The following is a 21,278-nucleotide window of genomic DNA, read 5'->3' on the forward strand; positions in this document are numbered from 1 at the left end:
GACAATTGTCAGTAAGAGAGCTATACTTCTATCAAGTAGTTAGGTTAAAACTAACTAATAAAATCAGTTGGGTGATATTATGACATGTAAGAAAAATGAATTATATCAGGCCTATCAAAAGTTGCTTCAGATGGAAGCGGACTTTCTTGAAGAAGGTCAGGCACGAGATATAACAATCAAACAGGTATATTATCTGCGAATCATCGATCAGAATTATCGGGTGACATTTAGCCAGCTTGCTCAGGAAACGCGAAATTCAAAACCGACGATTACTGAATTGATCAGTAAATTCATTTCAATGGGATGTGTTTATCGAGAACGTTCTCCAGAGGATGGCAGGGTGTATTTTATTTATCTAACACCTAAAGGCAAATCCATTGCAAGAGCTGAAGAAAAAACACAGGTGCTCCTTGTGGAGCGTATTACAAATAGTCTTACAGATGAAGAACTGGATCAATTTATCACTTTACTAAATAAAATCCTTTAAAATAAAATATAAGGTTAGAGGATTAGGAGGAAAAAAATGAACGTACTGGAAATCAAAAATGCACCATTAATCCCTATTACAGAGACTGTGATTTATCCTGGAATTAGCACCCGGATTTTTGTGAATGATGATATCGGAAACAATATCAAAGAGCTTATTGTAAAGAATAATACATTGGCGATTGGTTTGTCAACAAAAGACTACAAAGGATTAGTTCAATTAACATCTGACTCATTTTATCGAATCGGCGTGTTGATGAAATTTGATAACATACAGAAATCGGATACTGGGTTTGTCATTGATATTACAACAATTAATCGTGTGAAAATATATGATTTTACTTTTGAAGAAAAACAAATTACAGCATCCTATACCGATCAAGAAGACATTATGGATATCACGGAAGCTGAAGAACAAGAAATGATCGTATATATTAAAGGCTTAATGAAGGATTTGAGCAACAAATTTAAAGGGGCTGAATACTTTATAACCATTTTAGAAGGATTACCTTCATTAGAAGAAATCATGGGATATACCGTTCCCATGATGGGAATTCCATTAAAAAGCAAACAGGATTTATTGGAAATCGACTCGGTCAAAGAACGCACCCTTAATTTTATTGATTACATTGTACGAGAAAAAGATTCAGTGCATCTGCAATTAGAAATCAGTAAAAAGTATTCTCAAAGAAAAGACAAATCCTATCGTGAAGCAATGCTTCGGGAACAGCTGAAAAATATTAAGGCAGAACTCGGAGAAATGGATGGGGATGTTGAAGAAGACGAGGATTATCGGACTCACGTACTGGAATCGGATATGCCTGAAGATGTCAAGAAAATTGCGCTAAAAGAAGTGCACAAGCTGGAAAACACCCCTCCAAACAGCGGAGAGGGTAATGTGATCATGAATTATCTTGATTTATTACTTGAAATGCCGTGGGTAAGTGAAAAGAAAGAAATTGATATCGAACATGCCCGAAAAGTTCTGGATTCGCATCATTATGGAATTGATGATGTGAAGAAAAGAATCATTGAACATCTTTCGGTTATGAAATTAAAAGAAGACAAACAAGGCTCAATTCTTCTTTTAGTGGGACCTCCGGGAACGGGAAAAACAAGTTTAGGAAAGAGTATTGCCGAGGCAATTGACCGAAAATATGTGAGAGCCAGTTTAGGCGGTGTTCGTGATGAAGCTGAGATACGTGGCCATCGAAAAACATATTTAGGAGCAATGCCGGGACGAATTATTAAAGGAATTTGTAATGCCGAAGCCAAAAACCCAGTTTTTGTTCTGGATGAAATAGATAAAATGGGAATATCAAATCAAGGTGATCCAGGGGCAGCGTTGCTGGAGGTTTTAGATCCTGAGCAAAACAATTCATTCTCAGATCATTATTTAGAAATTCCTTATGATTTATCCGATGTGTTTTTCATAGCCACAGCAAATGATTTAAGTACTATACCGGCGCCACTTTTGGACCGTGCCGAGATCATTGAGTTGTCGAGTTACACAAATGGTGAGAAAAAGCATATTGCTCTTGATCACCTGTTGCCAAAAGTATTGGAAGAGCATGGTTTAACCGATCAGATGCTTCAAATTGAAGAAACCGCTATTGAAGCGATTATTGAAAACTATACAGCGGAAGCTGGAGTGCGAGGGTTAACGAAGCAATTAGCAAAAATCTCTCGGTTCGTTTCAGAAAAAATTGTATCGAAAACAGTTGAATTGCCATTTGTTGTAACAACCGAAAATCTTAGCGATGTTTTGGGGAATAAAACAAGACGACATGAAAAAGCGGGAGAAAATAATAAGCCGGGAGTTGTAACCGGTATGGCGTGGACAACCGTGGGTGGCGAAATTCTCTTCATAGAAGCCAGCTTAATGCCAGGCAGCGGGAAACTGACACTCACAGGTCAGTTGGGAGATGTTATGCAGGAAAGTGCTACCATTGCAATGAGCCTTATTCGTTCTCATTTAGGAGAACTAGCCAATGGATTTGATTATTTTAAATACGATACTCATATTCATGTGCCTTCGGGATCAACACCTAAAGACGGGCCTTCCGCCGGAGTGGCTTTGACAACGGCTCTGGCATCGCTTATTTTAGGAAAACAGGTTGATTCTAAGCTTTCCATGACTGGAGAAATTACCCTCAGCGGTCAAGTGCTTCCGGTTGGTGGAATTAAAGAAAAAGTCATTGCTGCGCAACGCAGTGGGATCAAAACGATTCTTTTACCAAAAGACAATGAAAGAGATGTCCCTGATATTCCGGATGAAGTGCGAAATGAATTGACATTTAAGTATGTTTCAAGCATTGAAGATGTTTTTAAAGAAGCACTGGGCATCGAACTGCCTGAACCTAAGCTTGTTTTAAATCGACCGAACATGGAACCGAAAAGTCAATTAAACATGCTGAAAAAATAAAACAGTAAAAATGAAAACAGGAGTTGTCAATTGATGGCTCCTGTTTTTTATTTTTAGTATTAGGTTATATCGACGGTGCTATTTTCTTATGCTATAATAAATTTATGAAAATTAAAATGTTAAATAATGAAACAATCAATAAAATTGCTGCCGGTGAGGTTATTATTCGACCCGTTTCGGTGGTTAAGGAATTAGTTGAAAATGCAATTGATGCCGGAGCAAATCACATCTCGGTTATGATCGAAGCCGGAGGAAAAAATCAAATTGTAATCAGAGACAATGGCTGCGGGGTTGCTTATAATGAAATACCTTTAGCTTTCAAACGGCATGCGACCAGTAAATTAACAACTATTGATGATTTGGAAACCATCAATTCATTGGGATTTCGTGGGGAAGCTTTGTCCAGTGTTTCGGCAGTGGCCAGAGTACAAGTAACAACCCGAAATGAAAATGAGGAAGTGGGAAGTTTTACTTCTTTTGAAGGTGGAATGCTTATTAATCAACGGGTGTGTTCTTACAACCAGGGGACGGAAATAAAAGTTTGGGATCTTTTTTTTAATACGCCGGCACGAAGAAAACATATGGAAAAGGATAAAAAAGAAGAAGGCTTAATCCGTGATTTAATGAATAAAATCGCATTGTCACATCCGAATATTGCATTTCAGGTAAAGTGTAACGGGCGTTCTGTTTTAGATACACCGGGTTCAGGAAAAGTAATAGATGTTGTAAATGTGCTATATGGGTGGGAAGAGGGGAACAATCTGATTGCCATTGATTATGAAAACAGTCCCATGAAGCTGGGTGGTTACATCGGTAATCTTAAGATGATGCGAAATCACCGTGAGGATCAAATATTTTTTATCAACGGACGTTATATCAAGAATCCTCAATTAGCCCAGGCTTTGGATGAAGCCTACATGGGTTACACCATGAAGCACCAACATCCTTTTGGTATTATTTTTATAGAACTTCCTGGCAGAATGTTGGATATTAATATCCATCCCGCAAAAACTGAAATAAAAATATTAAACGAAAGTTTAATTTGTCTGTTATTTAAACAGGGAATACGGGAAACTTTGCGCGGAGCAAATTTAGTGGTGAATATTGGGGATGGAAAAGAACAGCTTTCAGAAAAAGAAATGACACAAATTATCAATAAGATAGAAATAGACAAAAAAATAGAAAATTCGAGTGCTGATATTATCAAAAAGAAGACAAAAGATGATCAGTGTTCCCCCGATAGGGATAAAATGCAAAAACAGACTGGATCAAATTTCAATGACCGGATGATAAAAATCGAAGAAAAAGCTCAGGTTCATATTGCCCAAATAGATCCAATCGTAACGAATTCTAAAGACGTCACTCATCAATCGCAGAATGAATCCAGTAAAGCTGATAAAGATCGAGAAATGTCGAATAAAAACGAGACGCTTTTCTTCGAATCGAAGATCAATCAAAAAAACAGCGAAAGTGTATTTGAAAAAACCAATACGTTTATAGTCAGGGATCAAGCGCCGACCAGTAAAAAGGAGAACCTTCCGGATTTGTTGAAAATGAAAATTGTCGGCCAATTGTTCAATGGTTATATCCTTTTGGAAGGAATGAAAGAGATTTATCTGATTGATCAGCATGCCGCTCATGAAGCTTTCCTCACCCAAGAGTTGGAAGGACTTTTTAAAAGCGGTGGTTTAATACCCAGCCAGGGACTGGTAACACCGATTCCCGTTAAAATAAGGCCCAAAGATTTAGACGGAGTAAGAAATGCATTGGCATTCTATAAAAAGATAGGTTATGAATGCGAGGTCTTTGGCGAAGATAGTTTACTGGTTCGCAGTGTGCCGGTACTAATGGGTGAACCGCAAACCATTGAGTTACTAAAAAGTGCAATTGATGAGAATATATGCGATACGGATGAAGAATATTCTGGCTCAGATAATGTGGTTTCGCTTAGAATAAAGAATAAATTAATCAGTATGGCATGTAAAGCGGCTATAAAGGGTGGACAACCACTCACGCAGGCAGAAATTCAGCAACTATTGACTGATTTGATGCGACTGGACAATCCCTTTACCTGCCCGCATGGCCGACCCATCATCACGCGGCTTAAGGAATATGAATTAATGAAGTTATTTAAACGGGTGATATGAATGGCTATCAACAAACCGAAAATTCTTGTTTTGGTTGGACCAACAGCGAGTGGTAAGACGGCTCTGGGAGTGGCGCTTGCAAAAAAACTAAATGGTGAAATTATTTCGGCTGATTCCATGCAGATCTATAAATACATGACAATTGGAACGGCAAAAGTAACGACTGAGGAAATGCAGGGCGTGCCCCATCATCTTGTAGATTTCGTTTCACCTGACGAGGAGTTTAGCGTTGCAAAATTCAAAGAAGCGGCATTAAAATCTATCGAAACTATTATAGGAAGGAGAAAACTTCCCATTATCGTCGGCGGAACGGGCTTGTACATCAATAGTCTGACGCTTCCTTGGGATTTTCAGAAAAATGACGGCAATGAAGAAATTAGGCAAAGGTTGAAGGCCGAAGCAGAAGTCTTTGGCAAGCATGCTCTATACGAGCGGTTAAAGAACGTGGATCCGATCACTGCCGAAACGGTCCATCCCAATAATTTAAATCGAGTCATCCGGGCATTGGAAATTTATGAAATTAACGGAAAGCCGAAATCATATTTTGACGAAAAAACAAAAACGCAGGAAGTCCCATATGATTATGTGATGATTGGTTTGAAATGGCCGAGAGAAATTCTGTATGATCGAATTAATCGACGTATTGACCTGATGATTGAGACGGGTTTAATAGAAGAGGCTCAAATGCTTCTCAATCGTGGATACAAGTGGAATCTAACGGCACTTAAGGCCATCGGTTATAAGGAATTAAGGCCTTATCTTCAGGGCGAAACATCGTTGGAAGAGGCAGTAACCATCTTAAAACGCGATTCTCGTCATTATGCCAAAAGACAAATGACCTGGTTTCGCAAGGCTGAACGCATTCACTGGATTGAAATGAGTGAAGATAAGAAACTCGAAATGCTTTTGGAAGAGTGCCTCACTGTGATCGCTTCACAGATTAGCGAATAGTAACAAAGAAAAAAAGAAAGTGAGTATTTTTTTGATTAAAAGAAAAGACATTAAAGATTATCTAGAAAAAGATTTTAATATCTCGCAAGAAGTGATTGATTTTGTTGAAGAAATTGAAAATGAAATTGTAGAGCCATTAAATGATTTGAATTTAACGGCGGAATTTCATCAATATCGTGTTATTAAGGCCATGCAGCGGGCGGGACTGAGTGAGCGGCATTTTGCCGTAGCCACTGGATATGGATATGATGATATCGGCCGGGAAGTTGTCGAAAAAATATATGCAGATGTTTTTGGAGCAGAAGATGCGTTGGTTCGGCCACATATTTCTTCCGGAACACATGCCATTTCCCTGGCACTTTACGGTGTTCTGAGACCGGGAGATCAGTTATTGGCGATAACAGGGTCTCCGTATGATACCATCCGGTCGGTAATTGGTTTAGAAGATAAATATCAGGGACTTGGTACCATTAAAGAATATGGAGTAACCTATGATCAGGTAGAATTATTGGAGGATGGAAGCTTTGATGAGGAAGCGATTTTAAAGGCAATTACCCCCAATACAAAAATGATTTATCTGCAGCGATCCACTGGATACAGTTGGAGAAAAGCGGTAACGCTTGATGCAATGGAAAAAATGATCACAAAAATACGGGCAGTCAAGTCAGAAGTGGTGGTCTTTGTTGATAATTGCTACGGTGAATTTTTAGATCGTGTTGAACCGGTATCGATTGGCGCAGATCTCATTGCCGGGTCGTTAATAAAAAACCCAGGCGGAGGGCTGGCTCCGACTGGCGGCTACGTTGCCGGTCGTTCAGATCTTGTCCACTTGGCAGCTTGTCGCTTGTCGGCCCCTGGAATAGCCAGGGAAACGGGAGCTACCATGGGAATCAATCGAACCTTTCTGCAGGGATTGTTTTTGGCACCGACAGTTGTTGCCCAGGCGATTAAATCGGCAATATTATTGGCGGCATGCTATAAAAAACTTGGCTTTGCGGTTTGTCCGGAGGTGACGGATTATCGCAGTGATATTATTCAAAGTGTGCGTTTGAACACCGGCGAAGGGGTGAAAATATTTTGCCGGGCGATTCAAGAGGCAGCACCAGTAGACAGCCACTTAACACCGGAACCATGGAATATGCCAGGATATGCGGATCCCATTATTATGGCTGCAGGAGCATTTATTCAAGGATCTTCTATTGAACTTTCAGCTGACGCACCCATGCGGGAACCCTACATTGTTTATTTTCAGGGGGGCTTAACGCATTATCATGGGAAGTTGGGGATCTTATTAAGCTTGCAAAGATTATGGGATAAAAAACTCATTATAATATGATTAGAATGAATTTTTAGTGGTATAATTTAGAAAGGATACAATTTATGATAACTAAGGAAAAAATTGAGCGAATTAATACCCTCGCAAATAAAAAAAAGACAATGGTTTTAACTGAAGAAGAACGAGCAGAACAACAATCTCTTCGAGTTGAATATCTTCAGGCAGTCAGAAGAAATTTTAGAGATCAATTAGATAATATTACAATTGTGGATGAACCACAATGTGATAAAAATAAAGGAGGAACTAAAATGGAAAAAGATGATAACAAGCGTATTTATGAAAATGCGGAAGACGCAGCGATGAAGCAAAAAGGTGAACCTGGCGGTGAAGATTCAATATATTACGCAGCTGAAGAAGCGGGAGAAAAAAACAAAACAAATATCCATGAAGTTATGGCCGGTCCAAAAGATGAAACTGAATATGAAGAATCCTTTATAAAGGAATATCCTCAAAAAAGTGTTTCACCAAAAGAAGAGCATTCAGAGCGGATTTATGAAAATGCCCAGGATGCAGCGATGAAGCAAAAGGGTGAAGCTGGCGGTGAAGATTTGAGTTATCACGTGGCTGAAGAAGCAGGAGAAAAAAATAAAACAAATATCCATGAAGTCATGGCAGGTTCAAATGATGAAACAAACAAAGCAGACTAGTTAGGGAGAATATAGAGTGATGAGTACTGAGGAAAAAGAAAAAACACCAGGAATATTGCTGCAGGAACAGCTGACAAAAAAATGGGAAATTGCATGGAATGATTTAAATGAAGAGGAAACTCATAAAATGAAGGTAATCAGTGATGAGTACCTTTCATATCTGACAAGTGGAAAAACCGAACGCCAATGTGTGGAAATCAGTGCAAAAATGGCAGAAAAAGCCGGATTCAAACCACTGGATGATTACAAAAAAAGTGGTGGAATCATAGCTGGTGACAAAATTTACATGGTACATAAGGGAAAGACGATTGCATTATTTATTGCCGGTGTAGACTCAATTGAAAACGGCATGGCTATTGTAGGTGCCCATATCGATGCGCCCCGTTTGGATTTAAAACCCACGCCCCTTTATGAAAGTGACGATATGGCTTTTTTCAAGACCCATTACTATGGCGGCATAAAAAAGTATCATTGGGTTACCATTCCACTGGCAATACATGGAACGGTGGTTAAAAAAGATGGAGAAACTATTAATATTTCCATCGGTGAAGCACCGACGGATCCTGTTTTTTGTATCACTGATTTATTGCCTCATCTATCCCAGGAGCAAAATGCAAAAAAAATGAATGAAGGCATAACCGGAGAAGGCTTGAATATTATCGTTGGAAGTCAGCCTTATAAAGAGAAGGATCTGAAAGAAGGTGTGAAGCTAAATATTTTAAATATTCTTCACGAAAAATATGGTATGGTGGAGGAAGATTTTGCAACAGCAGAATTAGAAGTCGTTCCGGCAGGTGCTGCGCGTAATGTGGGCTTTGATGAAAGTTTGGTGGGCAGTTACGGTCAGGATGATCGAATCTGCGCATATACAGCACTCAAGGCAATACTTGAACGTGATAATCCTAAACGAACACTTTGTGTTATTCTAGCAGATAAAGAAGAAATCGGGAGCTGCGGAAATACCGGTATGCATTCTCTCTTTTTTGAAAATTCTGTTGCAGAAATGATTGATCTTATGAATATTGAGAAACCGGAAATGGTGGTTCGACGTTGTTTAATGAATTCAGAAATGCTTTCTGCAGATGTTACAGCTGGTGTCGATCCGAATTTTTCAGGAACACACGATAAAAATAATGCACCGTATATTGGAAAGGGAATTGTCCTTTCGAAATATGGCGGATCGCGTGGTAAATCCGGTTCAAATGACGCTCATGCAGAGTTTATGGGAAAAATGAGAAAAACATTGGATAATGCAGGTGTGGTTTGGCAAATGGGTGAACTTGGCCGCGTGGATCTTGGCGGCGGAGGGACCATCGCCTATATATTAGCAAAATATGGTATGGATGTGCTGGATTGCGGGCCCGCTTTATTAAGTATGCATGCGCCCTTTGAATTGGCATCAAAAGTCGATGTGTATATGTGTTATAAAGGATATAAAGCATTTTTGGTTTAATGCCTAAAAGCATAATTATGTGGCAATTGAAATATTAGTTGATAGTATTACCTTCTGTGTGGGATGCTCGTTAAAGAGTTTCCCACTTTTTTATTTCAGCGAACTTTTTTGAGAAGGTATGACACATGAATTTTCTTAATGAGAATTTTAGGAAACTTGTGTAAAATAGTTAAGTCATCTGGTAGGATGTGAATAATATTAATATTAGGAGGCTCACATTGAAAGAAAAGTCTGTCAGTCACGCTTCTCTTAAAGAAATGCCAGAGGATGAGCGACCGCAAGAAAAAATGATGCAATTTGGTGCAAAAAGTTTAAGTAATGCGGAACTGCTGGCTATTATTATACGTACGGGTACTCGAGAAGCAACTTCGATAGAAGTTGGCCGGAAGATCATGCAGTATTTAGACAATGATCTATCATATTTTCATCAAGTGGATATTCTGGAATTACAAAGAAATCCAAATTTAGCAGGAATTGGCATCGTCAAAGCCTGCCAAATTAAAGCAGCGATTGAGCTGGGCCTTCGAATGAAACAAAAGGATATCGTTGATGTTAAAATCACATCGCCTCAGGATATTGCCGATTTATTAATGGAAGAAATGCAGTACTTAAAACAGGAGTGCTTTAAGATTATTCTTTTAGATACAAAAAATAAAGTTATAAAAGTTGAGGGCATCAGTATGGGGATACTCAATGCTTCCCTGGTTCATCCCCGGGAAGTCTTTGTTAAAGCAATCAGGCAACACTCGGCAGCGATTGTTTTGGCCCATAATCATCCATCAGGGGATCCAGAACCAAGTCTGGAAGACAAAAATATTACCAAAAGACTATGCGATGCCGGTGAGTTGTTGGGAATTCCTGTTTTGGATCATATTGTTATTGGGCGTGGAACCTATTTAAGCTTTAAACAGGAAAAACTGATTTAATCAAATAAAAGTGATATATGATGAAATATTTCTAATGAAATTTTTATTTTTTAGGGTATAATGTAGTTTGTGATTTTATTTATTATTTAGAACTTTATTTGCGTAAGCAATCGCCAAATAGATGCTTGCACTCACTTGGTGATTGCTTATGAACGAAGAGAAACTTGCAAAGCATGTTTCTTGTGGTTTAAAGCTGGTTTTTCAATAAATTATTTAGCAATTATAGTTCACCCGATCATCAAACAATTCACCAGGGAGGTATCGTTATCGGTCTTGTTTATAAGTACCCTATTTTAGAAATCCATGAAGAATTATTACGTGAAGAATTAGTTAAGCGTTATGATTACTCCAGTCGATTAATTCGAGAAATTAAAAGAATTGGAAAAATTAGTTTGAATGGCAAAGAGTGTCAGCTTGGTGAAAAGATTAAAGCCGGGGACAATGTTGAAATTCAAATGCCTTGTGAAGCAATTGATGGGGAACCTGTATTAGGACAATTAGATATTGTATACGAAGATGATGAATTGTTAGTCATTAATAAACCAGCCTTTTGTGTGACACATCCGACTAAAAGTCATCAGTTGGATACTTTAGCAAATTATATTAGCTATTATTGGATGAACAGTGGTGTATCTGCAAAAATTCGTTTTATAAACCGGCTGGATCGGGATACGACTGGGGTTGTAGCAATTGCAAAAAATAAATACGTTCACCATTATGTGCAAAAACAAATGAATGCGGGAAGCGTGAAAAAAGTGTATTATGCTTTTGTTAATGGAAAGCTTCCGAGTAAAGAAGGTGTTATCGATGCACCGATTGGACAACCTTTTGAAAATAGTATTCAACGAGTTGTAATGAATAAGGGAAAACCATCAATCACCCACTACAAAGTGCTTGAGGAGTATAATCAGGCATCTTTGGTAGAAGTGATTTTAGAAACCGGAAGAACCCATCAAATACGGGTTCATCTGCATCATATCGGCAATCCGATTATCGGAGATCCTTTATATAATTGTGATGGGAATAAAAAAGAAAAACAATTTGGAATGTCACATCAGGCACTTCATGCAAAATCGCTTAATTTATCTTTACCGATGAAGAAGCATTTGTATGTTGAAGCGGATCTGAATAATGAGTTGAAAGACCTTAGAAATCGTCTAAAAGAATATAAATAGAAAAGGTGAAAGAATGAGTGAAAAACAAACAAAAGGTATAAAAAGACGTAAAAAGAAAAAACACATATGGGTCAAAATATTAGTTGTTTTTTTGGTTTTAGCAGTTTTGGCAGTGGGTGTTTGCTATTCGATTTATGCTGCCAATCGGGTAGATATATCAGATTATACTTATCAGATAAAAGATAAAACAGAAGTTTATTCTGCCGATAATGCGGTTATTGCAGAATTATACACAGAAAATCGTACCAATGTGACGATAGATCAGATACCGGTGCAACTGCAACAGGCATTGATTTCGGTAGAAGATTCCCGCTTTTATGACCATTTTGGTATTGATATTTATGGTATCGTGCGTGCTTTCTTTTCAAATATTATTAACCATAACTCTGGTGAAGGTGCCAGTACCATTACTCAGCAGCTGGCGAGAGTATTGTTTTTACCAGATATAGCGACAGAGCAAACCTTTAGTCAGTCTATTGTTCGAAAAATGAAGGAAATATCAATTGCCCTTCAATTAGAACAAAAATATACAAAACAGCAAATCTTGGAAATGTATTTTAATGAATATTATTTCGGCTCTGGGGCCTATGGGATACAAGAGGCCTCTGAGACATATTTCAACAAACCTGTTTCAGAAGTAAATCTTGCTGAGGCGGCAATGCTTGCAGGCCTGCCGCAGGCACCGAGTGCATATGCACCCAATACTAATTTTGAAGCTGCAAAAAAACGTCAGCTTGAAGTTCTAGCCCGAATGGTTAAAGAAAAATACATTACTCAGGCAGAATCTGATGCAGCAGCAGCTACAGAATTAACGATTAGAGATCCAGAAACTTTAAATACGGATAATCAAATTGTTGATGGATATGAAGCATTTGTTGGCAAGGCATTGGACGAGTATGCTGAGACAAAAGCGTCATCCGTTATGCAGGAACGTGGTATTACAAAAGATCAGGCGCTTGACTATATTAAAGAGACGATCGCTAGCGGAGGCTATCGTATTTATACAACGATTAATTCAAAGGCCCAGACTGATGCCATTGACAGCTTGACCTCTGGATTAGAGGGATACGGCTTAGATAATGAAACAGGTGCAGTCGTAACCCTTGATTTAGATGGGAGTGTTGTCGCCTATTATGGGGGAAATACCCAGATCGATATGGCCGATACCCCAAGACAGCCGGGATCCAATATTAAACCACTTTTTTATTCGGGTGCTATGGAGGCAGGATTAATCACGCCGTCAACGACGATCTTGGATGCTTACGTCGATTTTAATGGATATGCCCCCCATAACTATGATTACGGCTATCATGGGAATGTTACAGTTAGATCAGCTTTAGTTAACTCTTATAATATTCCGGCTGTTAAAGTATTCAATATGTTTGGCGTTGACAATGCCATTGCCTTTATGCAAAAAATGGGGATCTCAACATTTGAAGATGATGATTATAATCTGGCAACGGCCCTTGGCGGAATGACTTATGGAATAAAACCCTATGAAATGGCGGCGGCTTTCAATATTTTCAATAATGGAGGGGTGTATAATCAACCCTATTGCATTAAAAAAATTGACCAAATTAATGGGACTGAAATCTATACAAAAGCTGATGCTAAACTGGCAACGCGTAAGGTTATGACAGATACTACAGCGACCAATATGATGAGTATTCTAACCGATGAGGTATCCTATGGTACCGGGAGTGGCGCTGCGCAGATTTATCCAACAGCAGGGAAGACCGGTACGACGAATGATGATAAAGATTTATGGTTTACGGGAATAACTGGAAATCTGACGACAACGGTATGGCTTGGAAGTCCGGATAATTATGTCATTGGCGGCGGAAGTTATATGTCAGCCACAATATACGGGAGTTATTTGAGACAGATCATTAATCAGGATTTGTTGACAACGACAACTATAGACCGTACTTCAGAAGAAGACGTGAAGAGCAGTAATTCATCAACGACAGATTCAACAACAACAACAACGACACCGACAACAACGACGCCGACAACAACGACGCCGACAACAACAACGACGACAACGACACCAACAACAACGACACCAACAACAACGCCGACAACGCCGACGACGGATCCAACAACGCCGACAACGGAGCCAACAACACCGACGACGGATCCAACAACGCCGACGACAGATCCAACGACACCAACGACACCAACGACACCAACGACACCAACAACACCGACAACGCCGACAACGCCAACGACGCCAACGACGCCGACAACAAACTCCAATAATGACACAAAGAAAGGAGACCAATGATTGTTAACAAAAATGCTAGGGAAATTGAAGTGAAAAAAAATATGCACGAGGGTAAGGGCGAAATTGAAATCACCCATGTCTTGAAAAATGAAAATTTAGGTAAAAATGCTCGCCTATATGCTGAAATAATAATCAAACCAGGAGATTCCATCGGAAATCATCAACATATTGATGAAAAGGAAATATTCTATTTTCTAAGTGGAAGTGGAATTGTGACAGATAATGAGGAACAAATTGGGGTAGGGCCTGGGGATGTGATGATAACACCAGACAGAAGCTTTCACAGCGTATCAAATAACGGAACGGAAAATTTGGTGATTATGGCCTTGATTCTGCGTGATTAAATGACGAAGAAGAATAGAGAACAAGTCTTAGCCACATTAGAAAGCCTTTACGGGCTGGAAAAATGTGGCTTGGATTTTGATACGCCCTTTGAGTTGCTGATTGCAACCATCCTTTCGGCTCAATGTACAGATGTGCGCGTTAATATTGTGACAAAAGATCTGTTCCATTGTTACAATACGCCTGAAACAATTTTATCGCTCGGCGAAAAAGGATTACTTGAAAAAATAAGATCATGTGGTTTGTCAAATACCAAAGCTAAGAATATCATTTTAACATGTGGCCGTCTTTTAAGTGAATATGATGGCATTGTTCCCAAAAGTTTGGATGAATTAATATCATTACCTGGAGTTGGACGTAAAACAGCCAATGTGGTCATGAGCAATGCATTTGATATTCCGGCAATTGCCGTTGACACACATGTGTTTAGGGTTGCAAAGCGTATTGGTTTAGCAAAGGGAAAAACGGTTTTAGAAGTCGAAAAAGAATTGATGAAAAATATTCCCAGAGAACAGTGGTCACATGCGCATCACTGGTTAATATGGCATGGAAGAAGATGTTGTGTTGCACGTAATCCAAAATGTGCTGAATGTAAGCTGCAGACGCTATGTGATTATGGTAAGCAGTATTTGAAAGAAGCATAATTTTGAAACAATTATTTCTTGTGTTTTCCTTAAGAATGGTTTATGATAATCATTATGAATAATTATGAAAAGAAAAAGGAGGAAAAAAATGAAAAAGAAAGTTGTAAGTGTTTTGCTAGCTGTATTGTTTTGTGCTTCGATTTTTACATTTGCCGGATGTTCATCATCAGGAAGCGGTAAAGATACTATCAAGATTGGCTTCATTGGGCCATTGAGTGGGGATGCTGCTATTTATGGAACTTCTGCAAAAGCAGGCGCAGATTTAGCAGTGAAAGAGATTAATGCCGCCGGAGGTATTAATGGTAAAAATATTGAATTAATAGCATATGATTCTAAAGGTGATCAAACCGAAGCGATCAATGCCTATAACCGATTAAGAGATCAAGATCAGGTGGTTGCTGTTATTGGTGGTGTCCTAAGCGGTGAAACTTTAGCAATGAAAGATATTATGGTTCAGGACAATATGCCAGTATTATCACCAACTGCAACAGCAGTAGATGTAACGGCTAATGCACCAAATATTTTCAGAGCTTGTTTTTTAGATGACTATCAAGGAGTGGCAGCTGCTAATTTCTCAACAAGTAATCTAAGTGCAAAGACCGCTGCGGTCATGATTTGCAAGGGAAATCCTTACTCAGAAGGAGTTAGTGCTGCATTCGAAGGAGCGTTTACTGCAAATGGCGGAACAATTGCCGATGAAGAATCATACAGTGCTTCAGATAAAGATTACAGTGCTCAATTAACGAAGATTAAAGAATTGAATCCAGATGTAGTCTTTGTACCTGATTATGTGCAAATTGTTGGACCAATCCTTCAAAAAGCCAAAGAAATGGGAATTACAGCAAAATTTGTCGGAGCTGATGGCTGGGATGGCGTTCAAACTGAATACGCTGATGCAGCGCAGGGTAACTACTTTACCAATCATTATGCTGCAGATTCACCATCGGAAACGGTTCAGAACTTTATTAAGGCATATAAAGCTGCAAACAGCAATAAAGATCCAAACTCTTTTGCTGCTTTAGGTTATGATGCTGTTCATACTATGGCTGAAGCTATTAAATCGGCTGGTTCAACTGATTCAAAAGCTATTATTACGGCACTTAACAATACCAATTACACAGGGGTTACCGGAACTCTGAAATTTGATTCAGAAGGCAATCCTAAGGATAAAGAAGTTACAATAATAAAAATTGATGGCGGTCAACTCAAGTTTGAAACAACAATAGTAAACAAGTAGTCGTTAATTAACAAATTAAAATAACTTTCAAAGGGGATATAGAAGAGTAAAATCTCTTCTATATCCATTTTATTGTATATTCGATAAAAGGAGGAAACATCATGGATTTATTTCTGCAACAGCTGATCAACGGGCTAAATGTAGGGAGTATTTATGCGCTCATCGCAATCGGTTATACCATGGTATATGGAATTATTAAACTTATAAACTTTGCCCATGGTGAAATCATGATGTTCGGTGCATATTTCGCATTTATTTTTGCTACCAGTTTTGGAATGCCAGTATGGGCTGTAATTTTGGTGCCAATGATTATTATGGCCTTGGCTGGCGTTGCTGTTGAATTTATTGCATATCGACCACTTAGGGATGCACCCAGATTATCAGCGCTTATCACGGCAATTGGGGTGAGTTTGTTTTTGCAAAATCTGGCCCTGCTTATTTTTAAGGCGGATCCAAAAGTAATGCCAAAACTTTTCCCCGAAACAATTATCAATTTAGGCGGAGTAGAAATCAGCTCAACCACATTGGTAACCATCGGTCTGTCATTGTTCTTTATGGTATTACTGGATCTTTATATTAGAAAAACAAAACAGGGTCGCGCCGTGCGTGCCGTATCGGAAGACAAGGACGCTGCGATTCTTATGGGAATTAATGTTGACCGAACCATTTCTTTAACGTTTGCGATGGGTTCGGCTTTAGGCGCTCTTGGCGGAATTCTTTATAGTGTTGCATATGTTCAGGTCTTTCCAACGATGGGGGTAATGCCAGGCTTAAAAGCTTTCATTGCCGCTGTTTTAGGTGGGATTGGAATAATACCGGGGGCAATGCTGGGGGGATTCATCATTGGTATGGTGGAAACTATGACAAAGGCATACCTGTCAACGACTTGGGCAGATGCGATTGTTTATATCATCCTGATTTTAGTGCTGCTTTTCAAACCGACAGGAATACTTGGGAAAAACACAAGAGAGAAGGTGTAAAAAATGGATAAAAACAAAAGAAAAGCTTATATCATAAACACCATCTCAATTATTTCTCTTTATCTTGTCTTTTTCATACTGATACAAACAAAGGTAATGAATAAATATTTTATGGGAATTGCAATAATGACTTGCATCATGATTATTATGGCGATGAGTTTAAATATTGTTGCTGGATTTTTAGGTGAAATGGCCCTTGGACATGCCGGCTTTATGGCTATTGGCGCTTATTCATCAGCGTATTTTTCAATCGCACTGATGGATACCGGATTCCCATTGCCTAATATTATTGTGTTAATTTTGGCAATGCTTGTCGGCGGAATCGTAACCGGTATCATGGGATTTCTTATTGGAACCCCGACACTCAGACTCCGCGGAGATTATCTGGGGATTGTAACGATTGGCTTTTCTGAAATTATACGCATATTTTTCATAAATTTTGAGCCGACCGGCGGAGCTGCTGGACTAAAAGGGATTACAAAGTTGGTTAATTTTAATAATGTTTATTGGATAACAATCGTCATTATAATTTTAATATTTACCTTTGGACGATCAAAACAGGGAAGAGCCATTATTTCAATTAGGGAAGATGAGATTGCTTCAGAAGCTGCTGGAATTCCGACGACACGCTATAAGGTTCTGGCATTTACGGTTTCCTCCTTTTTTGCTGGAATTGGCGGAGCTTTATATGCCCATTATCAGGCTTTCGTTGAACCAAGCAAGTTTGGTTTTATGTTTTCTATAGAAATGTTTGTTATTGTAGTGCTTGGGGGACTAGGAAGTCTTACTGGTTCAATTGTCGCCGCAATTGTATTAACGGTGCTTCCGGAAATGCTGCGAGGATTTGCTGAATATCGGTTGCTTGTCTATTCATTGGCACTTATTGTTATGATGATTTTCCGACCGCAAGGAATGTTAGGGCGATCAGAATTCTCGCTTACAAAATTCATCGAGTCCCTCATTCTCCGAAAAGATATTAAAAACTCGATTGACGGAGGTGAAACACGATGACAGTGCTGGCAGCAAAAAATATTACGATGCAATTTGGTGGACTAACAGCCGTTGATCAGTTTAATCTTGAATTGCAAGCCAACGAATTGGTTGGTTTAATAGGACCAAACGGGGCAGGGAAGACAACGATATTTAATATGCTTACAGGCGTATATGTGCCGACAAGCGGCGAAATTATTTTGAACGATGAAAGTATTATCAAAAAAACACCCCATGATATTGTTAGACTGGGAGCGAGTAGAACGTTTCAAAACATTCGTCTTTTTAAAGATTTAACAGCCCTTGAGAATGTGAAAATTGCATATCATAATTTTATCGATTATAATATGATTCAAGGAATGTTTAGAACAAAAAAGTTTTGGACAGAAGAAAAGAAAGCACATGAAGAATGTGTGAAACTTTTGGATATTTTTGATATGGGAGAATATGCTGATACACTTGCAAAAAATTTACCTTACGGACAGCAACGAAAACTAGAAATAGCCCGCGCTCTGGCATCAGAACCTAAAGTTCTGATGTTGGATGAACCGGCAGCCGGCATGAATCCCGCCGAAACTGCGGAATTAATGGAGACAATCCATTTTATACGTAATAAGTTCGATATTACTGTTTTATTAATTGAACATGATATGAAACTGGTAATGGGAATTTGTGAACGTATTATTGTTGTGGATTATGGTAAAACAATTGCAGAAGGCACTCCAGATGAAATTCTGAAAAACCCTGAAGTTATTCGTGCTTACTTGGGAAATTAGGAGGCCGCAGATGCTTAAAGTAAAAGATTTAAACGTGCATTATGGAAAAATTCATGCAATAAAGGGTATCAGTTTTGAGGTCAATGAAGGAGAAATTGTAACCCTCATTGGGGCTAATGGAGCTGGAAAGACAACAATTTTACAAACAATTTCTGGTATTTTAAAACCAAGTGAGGGGATGATAACTTTTGAAGGCGAAAATCTTAACAAAATTCATGCTTATCAAATTCCGGCATTAGGTATTGCACATGTTCCAGAAGGACGACGAATATTTGCAGAGATGACAGTCTATGAAAATTTGCAGATGGGTGCTTATATTCGTAAGGACAAGGTGCAAATACAAGAAGATATTGAAAAAGTGTTTTTAAGCTTCCCCCGTCTTAAAGAAAGAGTCAAGCAGATTGCCGGAACGCTTAGTGGCGGCGAACAGCAAATGCTGGCTATGGGTAGAGCACTGATGACGCGACCAAGACTTATTTTATTGGATGAACCATCAATGGGTCTGGCGCCAATTTTAGTCGATGAGATATTTGACATGATTCAAACAATCAATGAGGCTGGGACAACGGTGCTTTTAGTCGAGCAAAATGCCAACAAAGCCTTACACATTGCCAATCGTGCCTATGTGTTGGAAACGGGATATATAAAACTTTCTGGAAATGCCAGCGATTTATTGGTTAATCCAGAGGTACAACAAGCATATTTAGGCGGTTGATTAAATTAAAAGTTTAGCCCATAAGTTAGTAAAGGCTATGCCAGACCGTTTTGAGGTATATAAAGTAATGAAATAATTGCAATTTTGAAAAACTTTAAGATATGATTGTGATTATTTTGTCTGCAAGCTCAGGGGCTGTTGCAAAATAAAGTAAAACCGATTCATGGTTTTACTTGAATCTGTTAAATTGTCTGTTGTTGCTCATTATCCATTGAGGCTCATTGAGCGAATACCAAAGTGTGTCCACTCAATGTGCGTGACAATGATGATAGACGCTCGGATAATTCAATCAGAGTTTTGCGACAGCTCCTTTTGTTTGCAAAGCACTAAGATTTCTTAAACACGTGTATTTTCGTTCTTGATATGAAAATATACCTATGATATACTGTTAAAATTGAATGTGAATATAATTTATAGTGAAAGATACGGAGGATAACATGAGTTCTACAGTAGAAAGTATTGAAAAGAATATTGCAACCATAAAAATTGAAATTAGTCCTGAGGATTACTCAAAGGCTGTCAAAAAAGCATATGATAAAAACAAAAAGCGGTTTTCGGTTCCTGGTTTCAGAAAAGGTAAGGTACCAAAAAGCATCGTAGAAGCGCATTATGGAAAAAATGTTTTTATGGAAGATGCCATTGATTTTGCATTTGGGCCCGCATATGAAAGTGCGTTGAAAGAAACTGAAATTAAGCCAGTGACCCGTCCTGATCTAGAAAATATTGAAAAAATCAGTGAAGAAGACGGCGCCACCTTTATTGTTAAGGTTGGTGTAAAACCAGAAATCACCTTGGGTGATTATAAAGGTGCAGAGGTCAACTCCCTGGAAGCAACAATTACTGAAGAAGAAATGAGTACAGAACTGGCAAAAATGCAAGATCAAAACGCACGCTTGATTACTTTGGAAAGCGGTGAGGTTAAAGATGGTGCCACCGTTACAATTGATTATGAAGGATTTTTAGATGATGAACCTTTTGCTGGCGGAAAAGACACTGATTATGATTTAATCATTGGCAGTGGGACTTTTATTCCTGGGTTTGAAGAAAAACTCATCGGTGCGAAACTTGGCGAAGAAGCAACAATAAACATAACTTTCCCGGAAGATTACCATTCAGAAGATCTTAAAGGAAAAGCAGTTGTATTTAAAGTACAGGTCAAATCAATTAAGGAAAAAGAACTGCCTGTTTTAGATGACGAATTTGCTAAAGACACCAGTGAATTTGATACGTTGGATGAGTTGAAAGCAGATATTGAAGGTCGTTTAAAAGAAGCAAAAGCAGATGAACTAAAGAAAACAGCTGAAGCAACAGCGGTAAATTTTGCTGTTGATAATGCAGAAATCGATATCCCATACATTATGATCGAAGAAGAAGTTGATCACAATATAGAAAACTTTGAAAAACAAATGCAGGAACAGGGACTTTCACTTGACGATTATTTCAAATACACCAATGTAAATCGTGAAGATTTTAGAAAAAGTCTCAAAGGAGATGCTGAACGAAATATTCGTATGGAATTGGTTCTTTCGAAAATAGGCGAGGTAGAAGCAATCGATGCAACTGAAGAAGAGCTTGACGAAGAAATAAAAGTATTTGCAGATGCATATGGCCATGATTTTGAGGAATATAAAAAAGGTCTTAAGGAAAGAATGCTAGAATACATAAAAGCAAATATCATTCGACGTAAAACGATTGAAATGTTGATCGATACTGCCACTGTTAAGAGTGCAGAGTAAATTAAATCAGAAAGCAGGAAAAAGT

The 21,278-nt window shown here is 38.6% G+C and carries 18 protein-coding genes; all 18 read left to right on the forward strand.

Translation table 11 applies throughout. From position 1 onward, the window contains the following. The first annotated feature begins 79 nt into the window (after nucleotides 1-79). Nucleotides 80-487: a MarR family winged helix-turn-helix transcriptional regulator gene (locus tag FZC40_RS00960; protein ID WP_243135620.1), complete on the forward strand. Its 408-nt coding sequence runs from the start codon at nucleotides 80-82 to the stop codon at nucleotides 485-487. A gap of 36 nt (nucleotides 488-523) precedes the next feature. After that, complete coding sequence (lon, locus tag FZC40_RS00965; RefSeq protein ID WP_148602076.1) at nucleotides 524-2,911, forward strand: endopeptidase La; 2,388 nt, start codon at nucleotides 524-526, stop codon at nucleotides 2,909-2,911. Nucleotides 2,912-3,027: 116 nt separating this feature from the next. Continuing rightward, a complete protein-coding gene (mutL, locus tag FZC40_RS00970; RefSeq protein ID WP_243135680.1) occupies nucleotides 3,028-5,058 on the forward strand; it encodes a DNA mismatch repair endonuclease MutL in 2,031 nt (676 codons plus the stop codon). Continuing rightward, nucleotides 5,059-6,009 carry a tRNA (adenosine(37)-N6)-dimethylallyltransferase MiaA gene (miaA, locus tag FZC40_RS00975; RefSeq protein WP_148602078.1) on the forward strand — a complete coding sequence of 317 codons (951 nt, stop codon included), beginning with the start codon at nucleotides 5,059-5,061 and terminating at the stop codon, nucleotides 6,007-6,009. A 31-nt stretch (nucleotides 6,010-6,040) separates the two neighbouring features. Next, nucleotides 6,041-7,345 (forward strand): methionine gamma-lyase family protein, encoded by a 1,305-nt coding sequence (locus tag FZC40_RS00980; RefSeq protein ID WP_148602079.1) that lies wholly within the window; start codon nucleotides 6,041-6,043, stop codon nucleotides 7,343-7,345. A 44-nt stretch (nucleotides 7,346-7,389) separates the two neighbouring features. Then, complete coding sequence (locus tag FZC40_RS00985) at nucleotides 7,390-7,992, forward strand: DUF896 domain-containing protein (protein ID WP_148602080.1); 603 nt, start codon at nucleotides 7,390-7,392, stop codon at nucleotides 7,990-7,992. Between the two features lie 19 nt (nucleotides 7,993-8,011). After that, complete coding sequence (locus FZC40_RS00990) at nucleotides 8,012-9,445, forward strand: aminopeptidase (RefSeq protein ID WP_148602081.1); 1,434 nt, start codon at nucleotides 8,012-8,014, stop codon at nucleotides 9,443-9,445. A gap of 218 nt (nucleotides 9,446-9,663) precedes the next feature. Beyond that, the gene (gene radC / locus FZC40_RS00995) at nucleotides 9,664-10,371 is read left to right on the forward strand and encodes a RadC family protein (protein ID WP_148602082.1); all 708 of its coding nucleotides are present in this window, start codon (nucleotides 9,664-9,666) and stop codon (nucleotides 10,369-10,371) included. Between the two features lie 299 nt (nucleotides 10,372-10,670). Continuing rightward, the gene (locus FZC40_RS01000; RefSeq protein ID WP_279233302.1) at nucleotides 10,671-11,546 is read left to right on the forward strand and encodes an RluA family pseudouridine synthase; all 876 of its coding nucleotides are present in this window, start codon (nucleotides 10,671-10,673) and stop codon (nucleotides 11,544-11,546) included. 13 nt (nucleotides 11,547-11,559) lie between these two features. Next, on the forward strand, nucleotides 11,560-13,833 hold the full coding sequence (locus FZC40_RS01005) for a transglycosylase domain-containing protein (RefSeq protein WP_148602084.1): 2,274 nt from the start codon (nucleotides 11,560-11,562) through the stop codon (nucleotides 13,831-13,833). After that, on the forward strand, nucleotides 13,830-14,177 hold the full coding sequence (locus FZC40_RS01010) for a cupin domain-containing protein (protein ID WP_148602085.1): 348 nt from the start codon (nucleotides 13,830-13,832) through the stop codon (nucleotides 14,175-14,177). Before FZC40_RS01005 ends, FZC40_RS01010 begins: the two co-directional genes overlap by 4 nt. Further along, nucleotides 14,178-14,819, forward strand: a complete 642-nt coding sequence (nth, locus tag FZC40_RS01015) for an endonuclease III (protein ID WP_148602086.1) — start codon at nucleotides 14,178-14,180, stop codon at nucleotides 14,817-14,819. It abuts the gene before it with no gap. An 88-nt stretch (nucleotides 14,820-14,907) separates the two neighbouring features. Further along, entirely contained in the window at nucleotides 14,908-16,056 is a 1,149-nt protein-coding gene (locus FZC40_RS01020) for an ABC transporter substrate-binding protein (RefSeq protein ID WP_243135693.1), read from the forward strand. Nucleotides 16,057-16,157: 101 nt separating this feature from the next. Further along, nucleotides 16,158-17,036: a branched-chain amino acid ABC transporter permease gene (locus FZC40_RS01025; RefSeq protein ID WP_148602087.1), complete on the forward strand. Its 879-nt coding sequence runs from the start codon at nucleotides 16,158-16,160 to the stop codon at nucleotides 17,034-17,036. Nucleotides 17,037-17,039: 3 nt separating this feature from the next. Next, entirely contained in the window at nucleotides 17,040-18,047 is a 1,008-nt protein-coding gene (locus FZC40_RS01030) for a branched-chain amino acid ABC transporter permease (RefSeq protein ID WP_148602088.1), read from the forward strand. Continuing rightward, nucleotides 18,044-18,802 (forward strand): ABC transporter ATP-binding protein, encoded by a 759-nt coding sequence (locus tag FZC40_RS01035; protein ID WP_148602089.1) that lies wholly within the window; start codon nucleotides 18,044-18,046, stop codon nucleotides 18,800-18,802. Before FZC40_RS01030 ends, FZC40_RS01035 begins: the two co-directional genes overlap by 4 nt. A gap of 10 nt (nucleotides 18,803-18,812) precedes the next feature. After that, a complete protein-coding gene (locus tag FZC40_RS01040; RefSeq protein WP_148566652.1) occupies nucleotides 18,813-19,517 on the forward strand; it encodes an ABC transporter ATP-binding protein in 705 nt (234 codons plus the stop codon). Between the two features lie 437 nt (nucleotides 19,518-19,954). Continuing rightward, nucleotides 19,955-21,253, forward strand: coding sequence for a trigger factor (gene tig / locus FZC40_RS01045; RefSeq protein WP_207724210.1), 1,299 nt, complete (start codon nucleotides 19,955-19,957; stop codon nucleotides 21,251-21,253). Nucleotides 21,254-21,278 lie beyond the last annotated feature (25 nt).

The sequence above is a fragment of the Acetobacterium tundrae genome (genome assembly GCF_008086615.1).
GTDB classification, from domain to species: domain Bacteria; phylum Bacillota; class Clostridia; order Eubacteriales; family Eubacteriaceae; genus Acetobacterium; species Acetobacterium tundrae.